Origin of the sequence: Bacteroides sp. (assembly GCF_019417265.1) — a bacterium.
GTDB lineage: Bacteria > Bacteroidota > Bacteroidia > Bacteroidales > Bacteroidaceae > Phocaeicola.
In genome coordinates, this window is record NZ_DXVR01000063.1 from 1 (window position 1) to 16,516 (window position 16,516).

11 protein-coding genes and 1 pseudogene are annotated in these 16,516 nt (G+C 38.5%); all 12 read left to right on the forward strand.

Features of this window, described 5'->3' with window-relative positions:
• The coding region (locus QZ379_RS08525) for a hypothetical protein (RefSeq protein ID WP_291563162.1) at positions 1–500 on the forward strand (500 nt) is incomplete at its 5' end.
• 78 nt (positions 501–578) lie between these two features.
• Positions 579–1,916 carry a family 43 glycosylhydrolase gene (locus QZ379_RS08530; RefSeq protein ID WP_291563165.1) on the forward strand — a complete coding sequence of 446 codons (1,338 nt, stop codon included), beginning with the start codon at positions 579–581 and terminating at the stop codon, positions 1,914–1,916.
• Positions 1,917–2,029: 113 nt separating this feature from the next.
• Positions 2,030–4,321 (forward strand): DUF2264 domain-containing protein, encoded by a 2,292-nt coding sequence (locus QZ379_RS08535; protein ID WP_291563168.1) that lies wholly within the window; start codon positions 2,030–2,032, stop codon positions 4,319–4,321.
• A 47-nt stretch (positions 4,322–4,368) separates the two neighbouring features.
• Positions 4,369–7,371, forward strand: a complete 3,003-nt coding sequence (locus tag QZ379_RS08540; RefSeq protein ID WP_291563171.1) for a glycoside hydrolase family 2 TIM barrel-domain containing protein — start codon at positions 4,369–4,371, stop codon at positions 7,369–7,371.
• Between the two features lie 172 nt (positions 7,372–7,543).
• Positions 7,544–7,930: an L-rhamnose mutarotase gene (locus QZ379_RS08545; protein ID WP_291563174.1), complete on the forward strand. Its 387-nt coding sequence runs from the start codon at positions 7,544–7,546 to the stop codon at positions 7,928–7,930.
• 40 nt (positions 7,931–7,970) lie between these two features.
• On the forward strand, positions 7,971–8,903 hold the full coding sequence (locus QZ379_RS08550; protein ID WP_291563176.1) for an aldo/keto reductase: 933 nt from the start codon (positions 7,971–7,973) through the stop codon (positions 8,901–8,903).
• 10 nt (positions 8,904–8,913) lie between these two features.
• Positions 8,914–9,837: an amidohydrolase family protein gene (locus tag QZ379_RS08555; RefSeq protein WP_291563179.1), complete on the forward strand. Its 924-nt coding sequence runs from the start codon at positions 8,914–8,916 to the stop codon at positions 9,835–9,837.
• Entirely contained in the window at positions 9,834–11,090 is a 1,257-nt protein-coding gene (gene fucP / locus QZ379_RS08560; protein ID WP_291563187.1) for an L-fucose:H+ symporter permease, read from the forward strand. Before QZ379_RS08555 ends, fucP begins: the two co-directional genes overlap by 4 nt.
• A gap of 20 nt (positions 11,091–11,110) precedes the next feature.
• Entirely contained in the window at positions 11,111–12,127 is a 1,017-nt protein-coding gene (locus QZ379_RS08565) for a zinc-binding alcohol dehydrogenase family protein (protein WP_291563182.1), read from the forward strand.
• A 15-nt stretch (positions 12,128–12,142) separates the two neighbouring features.
• Positions 12,143–13,585, forward strand: a complete 1,443-nt coding sequence (locus tag QZ379_RS08570) for a tagaturonate reductase (protein ID WP_291563185.1) — start codon at positions 12,143–12,145, stop codon at positions 13,583–13,585.
• A 19-nt stretch (positions 13,586–13,604) separates the two neighbouring features.
• A complete protein-coding gene (locus tag QZ379_RS08575) occupies positions 13,605–15,095 on the forward strand; it encodes a UxaA family hydrolase (protein WP_291563190.1) in 1,491 nt (496 codons plus the stop codon).
• A 134-nt stretch (positions 15,096–15,229) separates the two neighbouring features.
• Positions 15,230–16,516 (forward strand): annotated as a pseudogene (locus QZ379_RS08580) (hypothetical protein); the annotation flags it as partial.

A 16,516-nucleotide genomic window follows, 5' to 3' on the forward strand; every position in this document is an offset into this window, starting at 1 on the left:
GCCTTAATATTGTCAATATAAATACTCCCAATGGAATATATTTATCTAATGCTTCCTCTTTGAAATCGGTTAGAGTTGAAAATAATGATGAAGTTCCATATTTAAAACTTTCGGGCAGTTTCTTGTCGGGCAAAATGGAAGATATAAATACTTTAAAAAATGGCTTGACTGTTATAAATTGTAAGGTACTTTCCGGTATAGTAATTAGTAATGAAACTACTGGTGTTACAGGGAAAATAATATTAAAAGATTTACCATCTTTACAAGAATTGGATTTGTCTGTTTTAAATGGAATTCATACTTTTGTTGCAAAAGGACTTAGTAACGGTATAGAAAAACTTAAATTACCGCTTGAGATTAACACTGTGTCGGATGGGTATGGAAACAATAAAGGTGTTTCTAATATATGTTTGTCGGTAGAGAATGAAAGTCAGTTTCAGAGTTTTATTGATTTATGCAGACTTGCTGCAAAAGTTTATGATGTTAGTTTCTTTTATTAAATAGATCTTTTTACAATGGGGGCATAAGATTTATCTACAGCACCCGTTTTTTAATCATATTTAAGCTATAAATATACAATGAATAAATTTATTACTGCATTTTTTTTAGGATGGGCATCATTGTTATCGGCTCAGAATCCATTGGTTACTCACATGTATACGGCAGATCCTACGGCCCGTTGCTTTGACGGCAAACTTTATGTGTATCCCTCTTCGGATGCCGTACCGATAAAAGAATTAATTAAGGCCAATAATGGGTTTTGTATGCCGGGTTATCATGGATTTTCGTTCGAAGGCGGTTCTTCCTGGAAAGATCACGGATGGATACTTAAAGAAAACGATGTGCCATGGGGTGAAAAAGATACATACGCTATGTGGGCTCCCGACTGTATAAAGAAAGATGGAAAATATTATTATTATTTCCCGGCAAAAGCTAAAAATGACAATGCTTTCCGCAGGATTGGTGTAGGTGTATCCGATAATCCGATGGGGCCTTTTAAATGGGAAAAATCTTTTATAGAAGGTATACAAGGTATTGACCCGGGACTTTTCGTTGATGATGATAACCAGGCTTATCTATATTATGGTGGAGGACAGAAACTCTATGGTGTCAAGCTGTCGGATGATATGAAAAGCATTGACGGTGAACCTGTAGAAATCCAGAGTCTGCCGTTCGGGTATAAGGAAGGCTCATTCCTCTTTAAAAAAGACGGAGTTTATTATTTTACATTTGCCCATGTTTTTCCGGACGAAGGGTATACTATAGGATATGCTACAAGTAACAATCCGCTGGGACCTTTTGAGTATAAAGGAAAAATAATGGATAATATAGATAATGGAACCAATCATCATTCGGTTGTTAAATATAATGACAAATGGATTTTGTTCTATCATTTCTGGCATATTAGCGGATGTAATAAACTCAGATCTATGTGTGCCGATTATATGGAGTTTAAACCGGATGGTACAATTAAAAAAGTTGTGCCAACGTTGAGAGGTATTGGAAATCCGGCAAAAGGGGATACCATCCAGGTGGACAGATATAATGAGATAAGCAATGCTTCAATTTCTTTTGTTTCTGGTGATGAACCTATGGGATGGATGGTATGCGAAGCAAGAACCGGATCTACTGTACGTTTTAACGGTGTGGATTTTGGAAACGGTGAGGCTAAGAAAATGCAGGCTAGGGTGTCCTGTGGAAACATGGGTTGCACAATGGAGGTAAGAATAGGGCATCAGTGGGGCAAGGTTGTTGCAAAATATGAAATTAAAAATACAGGAGGATGGGGTAAATGGGTTACTCTTGAATCGGATATCCTTGAGCAAGTGAAAGGTAAGCAGGATATTTTTATAAGATTCTTCTCTACAAACGGTAGTACTAAAACTGCTAACCTTAACTGGTTATTGATGGAGTAATGTTGGCAGATTGAGGAGCTAAGTATTAGCCGGGCTTGTCCTTTGCTGATACTTAGTCCTTTTTGATTGATTGTAAACATTTACCGCTTATTCAGGGTTCAAAATATATTACTATGTTGAGTTTTATTAAAACGCGTATTTTATTTATTCTGTGTGTTGTTTTTGTATTTTCACCGTCTTTTGCCAGGGAAGATAATCCGGAGCAAATCAGTGAGATTATTGACAAAGTAAACAGATATTGGCAATTAAACAACAAACCTCAGGTAAAATCTTTTTGGGACAATGCTGCTTATCATACCGGTAATATGGAGGCATACTTCCTTACCGGAAATGAAGAGTACCGTAAGTATTCCGAAGCTTGGGCTGAGCATAATAAATGGATGGGTGCAAAAGGCAATGACCGTTCAAAATGGAAATATACTTATGGCGAGACTGATGATTTTGTCCTTTTCGGGGACTATCAGGTTTGTTTTCAGACGTATGCTGATCTTTATAACCTAGACCCTCAGGAATACAAAATAAAGCGTGCAAAAGAAGTGATGGAGTATCAGATGAGTACTCCGCAAAATGATTACTGGTGGTGGAGCGACGGACTGTATATGGTTATGCCCGTGATGACCAAAATGTATAAGATTACGAACAATCGTCTCTATCTTGATAAGTTATACGAATATTTGTCGTATAGTGATAAGATAATGTTCGATAAAGACGAGAATCTTTATTACCGTGACGCAAAATATGTTTTTCCAAAGCATAAGAGTGTGAATGGTAAAAAAGATTTTTGGGCAAGAGGAGACGGATGGGTTCTGGCCGGACTTGCAAAAGTTCTTAAAGATTTGCCTAAGGATTATGAGCATTATGATTTCTTTGTGAATAAATACAGGAAAATGGCTCAGGCTGTTGCAGCATTGCAGCAGGACGGCGGATATTGGACTCGCAGTATGATGGATCCGAATCATGCTCCCGGACCTGAAACCAGTGGAACTGCATTTTTTACATATGGTTTTATTTGGGGTATCAATAATGGTTTTCTTGAGGAGGATGTTTATATTCCTGTAGTTAAGAATGCATGGAAGTATCTGTCGGAAACAGCATTACAGAAGGACGGAAGGATTGGCTATGTACAGCCTATCGGTGAAAAAGCCATACCGGGACAGATTGTCGATGCACGGTCGACTGCAAATTTTGGCGTAGGTGCTTTTCTTCTGGCTGCCTGCGAATATGTGAGATATCTTGAAAGCGCTAATAATACATGCCGTAACTATTGGTGTGGCATAGCATATAAAATGGCATTCCCGGTGTTAAGCAATATCTCGAAAGGTGAATTACAAAAAAATATGAAAGTTGAAGTTCCACCTTCATGGGACGGACGTAACATAAAAGTTGCATATATGGAAGCATTCGGCCGCCTGATGACTGGAATTGCACCATGGTTGGCTTTGCCCGATGATAATACGGATGAAGGCAGAATGCGCAAAGAGTTGAGAGATATGGCTCTTAAAAGTTATGCCAATGCCGTAAATCCCGAAAGTCCTGATTATTTAATGTGGAAAGGTCATGGACAGGCGCTTGTTGATGCAGCTTTTATTGCAGAAAGTTTTTTAAGAGCATACGATAAATTATGGATGCCGCTCGATGATGTTACTAAAGAAAGATACATCAGTGAGTTTATGCAGTTAAGAAGAATTGACCCTCCATACACTAACTGGCTGTTGTTCTCTTCTACCATAGAAAGCTTTTTGGCAAAGGCTGGTGCCAAATACGACCAGTATCGTATAAATTCTGCTATTCGTAAAGTAGACGAATGGTATGTGGGAGACGGATGGTATTCAGATGGTCCTGAGTTTGCTTTCGATTATTACAGTGGATATGTTTTCCATCCTATGTTTTTGGAAACTCTTTACACAATGAAACATGTCAAGACATATTCGCATGTAAGTTATACCAGACTATACGACAAAGCTTTACGGAGGACACAGAAATACAGTGTAATTCTTGAAAGATTGGTATCTCCCGAGGGTACATTCCCTGTTTTTGGCAGATCTATTACTTATAGAATGGCAGCTCTGCAACCTTTATCACTTATGGCATGGTATCAGAATCTGCCTTCCGGACTGACAAATGCTCAGGTAAGGTGTGCGCTTACAGCTGTTATGAAGCGGATGTTTGACGGTGATGAAAATTTCAATAAAGACGGATTTCTTACCATAGGATTTAACGGCTCGCAACCAGGTGTGGCCGACAAATATACCAATAACGGCAGCCTCTATATGACTTCATTGGCATTTTTACCGTTAGGTCTACCTGCTTCGCATCCTTTCTGGACCGATGCAGACCGTGACTGGACAAGCAAGCTGGCATGGGAGGGTAATGAGTTTCTTAAAGATTCACATTGGAGTGAATGAGTTTTACGTGCAGATTTTATTACAAACTATATTATACTAATATATTTATGGAACACAAAAAATTGTTTTCTTATGCATTTTGTGCATATCTTTCGTTATTTGCCGTGAATGCAGATAATGTGAGACAGGATTTTCCATATGGTTATCCTGAGACTAATAGGGAAAAACTTCTAATAAATTCCGACTGGAAGTTTATAATTGGTAATGAGAATGACCCTTATTTCAAAAAGGATTTCGACGACAGCAAGTGGGAGAATGTATGCGTACCTCATACTCTCGAACTCACATCTATCAAACTGAACGGATATAATGAGGATAAAACTCAGCCTACTTTTATGAGAAAGATTGGGTGGTACAGAAAGAATATACATGTTGACGGTAGCGGGAAAAAGGTTTTCCTTGAATTTGAAGGGGCTCACCAGATTACTACACTGTGGGTTAACGGTAAGGAAGTAGGTATACATAAGACAGGCGGTTACACCCCTTTCATTTTTGATATTACTGATTATGTTACTCCAAATGCTGATAATCAGATTACTTTAAAGGTAGATAATAGAAAAAGTGAAGTTACTCCCCCCGATCCGGGGCCTTTTGACTATATAAAATTCAGCGGTCTCTATCGAGATGTGTATCTTGTGGAGACTGACAAACTACATATAACAAACAATATTGAATCAATGAATAGTGGTGTTACTATTACCACTCCTTCAGTGGATTATGTTAACGGTAACGCTACAATTGATATTCGTACTGAAGTGGTGAATGAAACAAACAGACCGCAAAAGGCTACTTTAGTTCAGAGGGTAGTGGATGCCGATGGCGATGTGGTGCTCAAATTGACACAGACTGCAGTTATTGCTCCTAATATGAGATACCGTTTCTGTCAGACCGGAGGTATAGAGGATGATGTGAGATTCTGGGACTTGGACAGTCCTTATCTTTATAAAGTAAATACTGTATTGTATGATGAGAGTGGTAAGGCTATCGATGTTGTAGATAACAGACTTGGATTGCGTAAAGTGGAATACGATCCGGAAACCGGATTCAGACTGAACGGTAAGAATATAGAATTGATAGGCTTCAATCGTCACCAGCATTATGCTTATATAGGTGATGCAATGCCAAATTCATTGCATTATAAGGATATGAAGCAGCTCAAACAGTTGGGAATGAATTGTGTGCGTACAGCACATTATCCTCAGGATGATGAGATTATCAAGGCTTGCGATGAACTTGGACTATTGGTATACGAAGAGGCTCCTACATGGATTTCCATATCTCAGAAGAATGAATGGTACGAAAACGCAGTCCAGGCTGCAAGGGTAATGGTGAGAAACCATAAAAACTCTCCATCGGTAATCATCTGGGGAGCTGGTATAAATCATCGCGGGCCTGTGCCTGAAATGCAGTTTGCCATTAAACAGGAAGACCCAACACGCCTTACCTCATCGCAGAGCAGTAGATGGACCGGATGGCAGTGCAGCGGATGGACAGATATTTTCGGTAACATGAATTACGGACCTGGTATTTGGGACCGTCACGAACCTTTGCTTGCTATGGAAGGGAATTATGGTCCTGAGGCTATTGCTCCATACAAACGTGATCCTATGATGCCTGGAATGATTTCATGGACAGCTCATGCTTATTATACTTTCCACGATTTTGGTGGCGGTGATGAAAAAACCCGTCTGGGTGCTCTTGATGCTTTCAGATATCCTAAAAGTGATTCAATTTACTGGTATCCTGCAGAATTTGTAAAGAAACCTTATATACATGTAGTAAATCCATGGGATGGAAAGCGACAGGATATTGTGATTTATAGTAATGCTCCCAAGATTGAGGTTCTTGTTAACGGGAAATCATACGGTATGTATAAACCGTCTGATAATCTCAAATATGACGGACTCGATCATGCGCCGTATATAATAAGTGGCATCCCATATGAAGCCGGAGAACTTAAAGTGAAAGGCTTCTACGATGGGGCGTATATTGAAGAAAAGTGTGTGTTTACTCCACAAAAAGCTTATAAACTGAACCTGATTGCTGATACCTATGATATGGATTTCAAGGCAGACGGTAATGACATTATGGTGGTCCATGCAGAAGTTCTTGATAAAAACGGTATGCGACTGAAAGACTATAAGGGTGAAATCAAGTTTACTGTGAAAGGTGATGCTGAGGTTATAGGTGATAAGGTTAACATTGAGGCTAATCCTGTTAAAATAAGAAGAGGAAACGGAAGTGCTTTGATCAGAGCCGGAAGAAAATCGGGTAAAATTGAAATTACTGCTACTTCGAAAAGTCTGAAATCTGCTTCGGTGAATGTTGAGACAGTAAAAGCAAATACTGACTGTATGCTTGCCAATGCATATCCTATTTATGACAAAGAAACCGTACTGATGGATATGGGTGCTGAGGGGCAATTGTTGCAGTTTGGATGGACACCGTGGATTATTAAGGATAGTAAGGAAGCTTCTGTTTCTGTACGTGCTGCACAACTTAATGACCTTGTTGCCGGCAATACTCCTCCTTCCTCGGAAAAATCGGAAATTGTTAGTAATGGTACACAGGGGGTATACAATTTTACTATAAGAACCGTATCAGGCGAAGGACTAATCAGAAGTCTTGGCGAAATGAATGTAATTGGTAAGGACGGTTTCGTTTATGGTGACGGAATTTTGTGTCTGGATAAGGATGGTTTATATCTGGAATTGAAAAATCTTCCGGCAGGAGAGTACTCTTTGATGACGTACCATCATGCACCTGGTTCTAATACAAACAGCATGGATCCTAATCTGGAACGTCTTAAAAAAGAGTCAATTCATAAGCTGCCATATTCAAAAACAATATGTATAAGTGTCAATGATAAAATTGTAAATGAAGGATTGACTGTATCAGCCGGTAAGGAATGTCAATACAATAATCCGACAACTGCTGTGATAAAATTCAAAGTTGAGGATAACAGCGATACTGTTACTATCAAGTTTAAAAGTACAGACAGAAATAGCGGAATATGGTTGAATGGTTTTGAACTTGAAAGATTTTTGTAGAATTATGATAAATCTTCAAAGTCGTACATACTAAATATTATACCAATTAGAGGGGGAGATTTCATTTTTTAGAAATCTCCCCCTTATTTATGTAACAAATACCCACTATTCTTTCGGTTCTTTTATTCTAATTTTGAATGTCAAAGAAAAAATAACTATTAATAAAAAAATTATGGAAAAAATTGAAGGATATAGAGTTCGCAGTTACTCTCAGCCAGTAAAGAGATATTGTCAGACTCTTAGTTTGAGAAATAACCCAGAACTTATAGCTGCTTATAAAAAAGCACATAGTAAAGAGGAAGCTTGGCCTGAGATAAGAGCCGGTATACGCGAGGTGGGTATATTGGAAATGGAAATATATATAATAGGTTCAAAGCTCTTTATGATAGTAGAGACTCCTTTGGATTTTGACTGGAATACGGCAATGGGAAAATTGGCTAAACTTCCACGTCAGGCTGAATGGGAAGATTATGTAGCAAAATTCCAACAGTGTGCCGAAGGTGCTACCTCGGATGAAAAATGGCAAATGATGGAACGTATGTTCTATTTATACGACTAATTTTTACATTAAAATATTAACCTTTAAAATTATTATTAACATGGAATATCGTGATTTAGGGAAAACCGGATTAAAAGTCCCTGTATTGAGTTTTGGCGCTTCTTCATTAGGAGGTGTTTTTCATTCTATAAAGGAAAATGAGGCTATCAAAGCTGTTTTCACTGCTGTGGAAAATGGATTGAATTTTATTGATGTTTCTCCGTATTATGGTCATTATAAAGCAGAAACTGTTTTAGGTAAGGCTCTTAAAGAATTGCCGAGAGAATCGTTTATCATCTCTACTAAGGTGGGTAGATATGGCAAGGATGGTGTAAATACCTGGGATTATTCGGGAAAACGCGCTACTGAAAGTGTTTATGAAAGTATGGAAAGGCTTAACATAGACCATATTGACCTTATCAACGTACACGATGTTGAATTCTCTGACATGAACCAGGTGGTAAACGAAACCTTGCCGGCTTTGGTTGAGTTGAAGAAAAAAGGTATTGTTGGTCATGTAGGAATTACAGACTTGCAGCTTGAAAACCTGAAATGGGTTATTGAAAATTCAGAACCGGATACAGTGGAATCTGTCCTTAATTTCTGTCACTATTCCTTGAATGACGATAAACTGGTAGACTTCCTTGATTTCTTCGAAGAAAAAGGTATAGGTATAATCAATGCTTCTCCATTCTCAATGGGTCTTCTTACTCAAAGAGGTATTCCTGAATGGCATCCTGCTCCAAAACCATTGGTTACAGCTTGCGAAAAGGCTGCCAAATATTGTGCTGAACAGGGTTATCCTATAGAAAAACTTGCCATACAGTTTTCTGTAAGCAATTCAAGAATACCTACTACACTCTTCAGTTCTGCAAGACCTGAGTCAGTTCTTCAGAATATTAAATACATTGAAGAACCTATAGACTGGAGCCTTGTAGAGAAAGTTAAAGAAATCATCGGAGAACAGCAGAGAGTAAGTTGGGCTAATTCATAATATTATTACTATGGATTTTACAATAATTGATGCTCATTCACATCTTTGGTTACATCAAGATACTGAAGTTGACGGTCAGAAAATAAAAACTACAGAGAATGGTCAATCATTGTTCATGGGGGAGATTAGACAAATGCTCCCCCCGTTTATGATTGACGGACGCAACAGTGCTGAAGTTTTTCTGGCCAACATGAATTATGCTCAGGTAGGAGGTGCTGTTGTTACTCAGGAGTATATAGATGGTATTCAGAATGATTATCTGCAGGAGGTAATGAACAAGTATCCCGACAGGTTCTTTGTGTGCGGTATGTGTGAGTTCCGCAAACCTGGATTCTATACTCAAGCCCAGGAATTGATTGATAATGGCTTCAAGGCTATTAAAATACCAGGACATCGTCTTCAGGTTAGAGAGGGCAGGGTTCTCCTTAATTCGGACGAAATGATGAAGATGTTTCATCTTATGGAGGATAAGAATATTATACTTTCTATTGATATGGCTGAGGGTGATACGCAGGTAGGAGAGATGGAAGATATTATTTCCGAATGTCCGAAGCTGAAAATTGCAATCGGTCATTTTGGTATGGTTACCAAACCGGATTGGACAAAACAGATTCTTTTGGCAAGACACGATAATGTAATGATTGAATCGGGCGGTATCACATGGCTTTTCAATGATGAATTCTATCCGTTCAAGGGCGCAATAAAGGCTATTCGTGAAGCAGCCGACTTGGTGGGATTTGACAAACTTATGTGGGGTTCTGATTATCCTCGTACCATAACTGCCATTACTTACAGAATGTCTTACGATTTTGTTGTCAAGTCTAATGAGCTTAATGATGATGAAAAGAGACTTTTCCTTGGGGCAAATGCCGAGAAATTCTATGGCTTCAGGAATTTGCCTACATTGCCTTATATTAAAAACATGTCAGAATAATGAAGAATAAATATTTTATACCGCTATTATTGATATTCAGTCTTTTCTTTTTATGGGCTATAAGCAGTAACTTGCTACCCACAATGATCAGACAACTGATGAAAACCTGTGAACTGAATGCATTCGAGGCATCGTTCACTGAGGCAGCATACTGGCTGGCTTATTTTATTTTCCCGATCCCGATAGCTATGTACATGAAACGCTACAGCTATAAATCCGGAATTATATTCGGACTGATACTGGCTGCCATAGGTGGCCTGTTGTTCTTTCCGGCAGCTGCCATTAAAGAATATTGGGCATACCTGGTTATTTTCTTCATTATTGCTACTGGGATGTGTTTCCTTGAAACTGCCGCTAATCCTTATGTTACAGCTCTTGGTACGCCTGAAACCGCTTCAAGACGCTTGAATCTGGCTCAATCCTTTAATGGGTTGGGAGCTTTTATTGCTGCAATGTTTTTGAGTAAATTAATCCTAACCGGTCAAAACTATACTCGTGAAACATTGCCGGTTGATTATCCGGGTGGATGGGATGGATATATTCAAATGGAAACAGACTCAATGAAACTCCCTTATCTTATTCTGGCAGGACTTCTGATTCTGATTGCTATAATTTTCGTTTTCTCTAAACTTCCTAAAATAGACAATGAGAGTGCATTAGACAAAGGTAACTCAAAACTGATTAATTTCGGCGTTTTGAAGAAATCACATTTAAGATGGGGAGTTATAGCACAATTCTTCTACAATGGTGGTCAGACAGCGATAAACAGCCTTTTCCTTGTTTATTGCTGTATGTACGTTGGACTACCTGAAGATACTGCTACAACATTCTTTGGATTCTATATGCTGGCTTTTCTTGCCGGAAGATGGATAGGTACCATGCTTATGGTTAGATTCCGCCCTCAGGATATGCTTCTTGTTTATGCTATAGTCAATATTCTTCTGTGTGGAGTTATTGTTCTTTGCGGTGGAATGATAGGATTATATGCCATGCTTGCCGTATCTTTCTTTATGTCAATAATGTATCCCACTCAGTTCTCTCTTGCTTTAAGAGGTCTTGGTGAAGACACAAAGAGTGGTTCGGCTTTCCTTGTTATGGCTATTATCGGTAATGCATGTATTCCACAACTTACAGCATATGTAATGAACCACAACAAAGATATATATTATATAGCTTATATTATTCCGTTAATATGTTTCTTCTTTACAGCTTATTATAGCTGGAAAGGTTATAAAATAGAAAATAAGAACTAATTAAAATAGATTGTTAAATCATGAAAGCATTACAGATTAATAATGAAGGTTCGGTGTTGGTTGCTGAAATTGCCAAACCAACAGTTGGAACAGGTGAAATTTTACTTCGTATTAAGTATGTTGGATTCTGTGGGTCAGACCTAAATACTTATCTTGGCAGAAATCCTATGGTTAAGATGCCTGTAATTCCTGGACATGAAGTGGGTGCCGTGATTGAGGAAATAGGAGAAGGTGTTCCTGCCGGTTTTATGAAGGGAATGAATGTAACCGTTAATCCATATACTAACTGTGGGAAATGTGCTTCTTGCCGCAATGGACGTGTAAATGCGTGTGAACATAATGAAACTCTTGGTGTGCAGCGTAATGGCTCTATGCAGGAATATCTGGTTCTGCCTTGGAATAAAGTTATTCCAGCTACAGGCCTTTCTGAAAAAGAATGTGCTTTGATTGAACCGATGAGTGTTGGATTTCATGCTGTATCGAGAGCTCAAGTAACAGATATTGATACTGTTGTAGTTATTGGTTGCGGTATGATTGGTTTGGGTGCCATAGTCAGGGCCAATCTTCGCGGAGCACATGTTATAGCAATCGATCTTGATGATGAAAAACTTGAACTGGCTAAAAGACTTGGAGCAAAAGACGCTATAAATTCAAAAACTGACAATGTGGTTGAACGTGTTAAGGAAATAACTGACGGATATATGGCAGATGTGGTCATTGAAGCCGTGGGAAGTCCTGTAACATATGTCACTGCTATTGATATAGTCGCATTTACGGGTAGAGTGGTTTGCATAGGATATGCCAAGAGTGAAGTTTCTTTCCAAACAAAATATTTTGTACAGAAGGAATTGGACATCAGAGGTTCAAGAAATGCTATGCCTGAAGATTTCCGTGCTGTAATTCAGTATCTGCAGAATGGTACTTGTCCTAAGGATGAGCTTATTTCTGCAGTGGTTAAACCTGAACAGGCAGGTGATATTCTTAAGACCTGGTCTGAAAATCCCGGAAAAGTATTTAGAATTTTGGTTGAATTTTAATTTGAGGTTTTTATTATGAAAATATTAAACAGTAAAACTGCTGATAAAGTAGTACGTCCGGAACGTATTATCCAGTTTGGAGAGGGTAATTTTCTTCGTGCATTTGTCGACTGGATTATCTCGAATATGAATGAGAAGACTGATTTTAACAGCAGTGTAGTAGTTGTACAGCCTATAGAAAAGGGAATGGTGGATGCACTCAATGCACAGGATTGCCTATATCATGTAAACCTTCAAGGATTGAATAATGGTGAAGTGGTAAATTCTTTCAGAATGATTGACGTAATCAGCCGTGCTATGAACCCTTATAGCCATTTCAATGATTTCATTGCTCTTGCCGAACAACCAGATATAAGATTCGTTATATCGAACACTACCGAGGCAGGTATTAATTTCGACCCTTCATGCAAGCTTGATGATGCTCCTGCCAGTTCATACCCGGGAAAGCTTACTCAATTGCTTTATCACCGATTCAAACATTTCAATGGTGACGTTTCAAAAGGGATTATTATATTCCCTTGCGAACTTATTTTCCTTAATGGACATAAATTGAAGGAAACAATTTATCAATACATTGATTTGTGGAATCTTGGACAGGAATTCAAAAAATGGTTTGAAACTGCATGTGGCGTTTATGCTACATTGGTAGACCGTATCGTTCCAGGATTTCCTCGTAAAGAGATAGATAACATAAAAGCACAATTGGACTATGATGATAATCTTGTGGTACAGGGCGAGGCTTTCCATTTATGGGTTATTGAGGCACCTGAATCTGTAGCTGATGAGTTCCCTGCAAACAAGGCTGGACTGAATGTGTTGTTCGTTCCATCGGAAGAGCCTTACCATGAACGAAAGGTTACTTTGCTTAATGGTCCACATACGGTATTGTCTCCTGTGGCATTCCTCTCGGGAGTGAACATCGTGAGAGATGCTTGTCAGCATGAAGTAATTGGAAAGTATATTCATCGTGTGATGTTTGATGAACTGATGGAAACACTTAACCTTCCAAAAGATGAACTGGTGAAGTTTGCAGAAGCTGTGCTTGAACGCTTCAACAATCCGTTTGTTGATCATCAGGTTACATCTATAATGCTTAATTCATTCCCTAAATATGCAACACGCGACCTTCCTGGTGTGAAGGAATATCTGAAACGTAAGGGCAGACTTCCTGAAGGGCTGGTGCTAGGTCTGGCTGCTATTCTTGTTTATTACAAAGGTGGTAAACGCTCCGACGGAACAGAGATTGTTCCTAATGATGCTCCTGAAATCATGGCATTGCTTGCTAGGCTTTGGAATGAAGGGTCAGTGGAAAATCTTGTGAAGACAGTTCTTGCAACTGATTCTATATGGGGTGAGGATCTGAATGCTGTCCCCGGACTTGCCGAAAGAGTGTCATACTACATAAACTGTATCGAAAACAAGGGTATGCTTCAGACTGTTAAGGAACTTATAGATTAATATATATTAATACTATATTATCATGACTGAATATATTCAGATTAACACAGCGGACAATGTTGCTGTAGCCTTACACGCATTGTCCAAGGGTATGGAAATAAAGGTAGGCGATATTTCTTTAGAGTTGATGGAGGATATCCCTGCTGGCCATAAGATAGCCTTGAAGGATTTTGCTCAGGGAGATATGGTTATCAAATATGGATTCCCTATTTCGCATGCTGTTGCAAGTGTAAAGAAAGGGTACATGCTTAACGAGAAGAATGTGAAAACAAATCTTTCCGGTTTGAGTACTTATAATTATACTCCGAAGTTTGATAAGCAGACTTTCGTGAATGAGAACCGTACATTTAAAGGCTATCTACGTGATAATGGTGATGCGGGAATTCGTAATGAGATATGGATTGTGCCTACAGTGGGCTGTGTAAACGGTATAGCCAATCAACTGGCAGAGCTGTTACGCACGGAAACAGGATGCAAGGATGTAGATTCCATTATGGCATTTCCTCATAATTACGGATGCTCGCAATTGGGCGATGACCATGAGAATACTCGTAAGATATTGCGCGACATGGTTCTGCACCCAAATGCCGGAGCTGTACTCGTTGTGGGACTAGGTTGTGAAAATAACCAGCCGGATGCGTTTCGAGAGTTTCTGGGCGATTATGACACAAAGAGGGTACGTTTCCTCGTATCACAGAGAGTTGATGATGAAATAGAGGAGGGGATGAAACTACTGCGTGAAATGTATGCTATAGCAAGTAAGGATAAGCGTACTGATGTTCCATTATCAAAGCTGAGAGTAGGACTTAAATGCGGTGGTTCCGACGGACTGTCTGGTATTACCGCCAATCCTATGCTTGGGGTTTTCTCTGATTATCTGATTGCACAAGGAGGGGTTACAGTCCTTACTGAAGTTCCGGAAATGTTTGGAGCAGAAACTCTGCTGATGAACCGTTGCCGTACGGAAGAGATTTTCAATGAAACGGTATCAATGATAAACGACTTTAAGAACTATTTTATCCGTAACGACCAGCCTATATACGAAAATCCTTCACCTGGAAACAAGGCTGGAGGCATTTCAACTCTTGAAGAAAAATCTTTGGGATGTACGCAGAAATCAGGCAGCTCGATGGTTGAGGATGTTCTGAAATATGGTGATAGGATAAAGGCTTCAGGCTTGAACCTCCTGAGTGCTCCCGGTAATGACCTTGTGGCAAGTACTGCTTTAGCTTCTGCCGGATGTCATATCGTATTGTTTACTACAGGACGTGGAACTCCTTTCGGAACATTCGTTCCTACAGTAAAAGTTTCTACTAATACTCAACTCTACGAACAAAAACACACGTGGATTGATTTTAATGCTGGAACTCTTGTAGAAGGTGAAAATATGGAGACACTGAGCCGACGGTTCATTGATTTCGTGATTGATATAGCCAATGGTAAAAAAGTTCTAAATGAATTGAAGAATTACCGGGAAATAGCTATTCTTAAGCAAGGAGTTACTTTATAAAAGTATTAAGGCATAGGTTTTGTAGCTATATTCATAACCTATGCCTTTTCTATTCAGTATAGTAATTAATATAACTTTGAGGGTCTGAATATTTTTTATTTAATCTACTTCAAATCTCATAATCCATTATATTCATGAAAACAAATTTCTTCAGATTACTTTTAGTAACTATGTTACCTTTAAATTATAGTTTTGCCCAAATATTAGAATTTAATCATCCACCAGTAATATTAGGACAGCATGAAATATCATCTTCCAATGGAGATTTTTTGAAAATATCTACTGACAAATTGATAATAAATGATCTGGACGGACTTGACAATAAAAAGTTCTATGTGAATGTAAAGCCTGGAAATGGTTACAGGACTGTATCGGACAACACAGTTATAATCGAGTCTGAGAATAACAAAATTTGTTTACCCATAACTGTTTCAGATGGCTTTTCAACCTCAAATGAATATCATTTGACCGTTAATTGCAATAATGTAGAAAAATTAGACGAATGTACACAAATCTTTATTTCTCCTGAAGGAAATGATAGAGGAAAGGGGTCATTAGAAAATCCGCTTAGAACAATAGTGGGAGCAAGGAATATGGTACGTAAACTTAGACAAGCAGGAGAATTATCGGATAATGGAGTTGTTATATGGTTGAAAGGTGGAGAATATTATTTGGATGATACTGTTTACTTCGACAACGAGGATTCAGGCTGTCTGGAAGCTCCGGTAAGAATATACGCTTATAAGGGGGAAATGGTTCGTTTACTTGGTTCAAAGAAAATAAAATATAAGTGGTTTGAAGATACACCCGACAAAATCACTAATCTTATAATAGACAAAGATGCTAGAGGTAAAATCAAAATGTTAGATTTGAAAAAACACAAATTAACACAGTATGGAGAACTCGGGCATGTGGGGTATGTTGTAAGGAATCAGCCACTTCCACCTGCAATGGTTTATATTGATAAGGAGAGCATGCATCTGTCGAGATATCCAAATACTGAAAACTTCAATGATATAAAAAATCCGGTAGGCTTAAAGCAGTTTACTTCTGCGTCAGGAAGAGTAAAGTTATGGAATAGTGTAGAAGATATATGGATTGACGGAGCGGTTTCTAAACCGTGGAAATGGAGAAAAAATAAAATTTCCTGTATTGATGAAAAAGGAACTGTCACTATGGTTTGGGACTTTCATAGTAATATTACGACTGACAAATCAAGGCTATTCTATTACAATATTATTGAGGAACTGGATTACCCTGGTGAGTTTTATATAGATAGAAAAAAGGATAAACTATATATTTACTTACCACAAGGGACTGATGAAGAAAGCGATATCAGAATAACACAGTCTGATAAGACACTGATAAAACTTAACCCAAGTTTGATAGCAAAAAAAATATTTAGTTATTTTTTAGCTGTA

What these genes read in the sequence shown, in the direction of transcription:
- QZ379_RS08540 (WP_291563171.1), top strand. Translation starts at nt 4,369, where the DNA reads ATGGAACACAAAAAATTGTTTTCTTATGCATTTTGTGCATATCTTTCG.
- QZ379_RS08535 (WP_291563168.1), top strand. Translation starts at nt 2,030, where the DNA reads ATGTTGAGTTTTATTAAAACGCGTATTTTATTTATTCTGTGTGTTGTT.
- QZ379_RS08550 (WP_291563176.1), top strand. Translation starts at nt 7,971, where the DNA reads ATGGAATATCGTGATTTAGGGAAAACCGGATTAAAAGTCCCTGTATTG.
- QZ379_RS08555 (WP_291563179.1), top strand. Translation starts at nt 8,914, where the DNA reads ATGGATTTTACAATAATTGATGCTCATTCACATCTTTGGTTACATCAA.
- QZ379_RS08530 (WP_291563165.1), top strand. Translation starts at nt 579, where the DNA reads ATGAATAAATTTATTACTGCATTTTTTTTAGGATGGGCATCATTGTTA.
- QZ379_RS08565 (WP_291563182.1), top strand. Translation starts at nt 11,111, where the DNA reads ATGAAAGCATTACAGATTAATAATGAAGGTTCGGTGTTGGTTGCTGAA.
- QZ379_RS08545 (WP_291563174.1), top strand. Translation starts at nt 7,544, where the DNA reads ATGGAAAAAATTGAAGGATATAGAGTTCGCAGTTACTCTCAGCCAGTA.
- QZ379_RS08570 (WP_291563185.1), top strand. Translation starts at nt 12,143, where the DNA reads ATGAAAATATTAAACAGTAAAACTGCTGATAAAGTAGTACGTCCGGAA.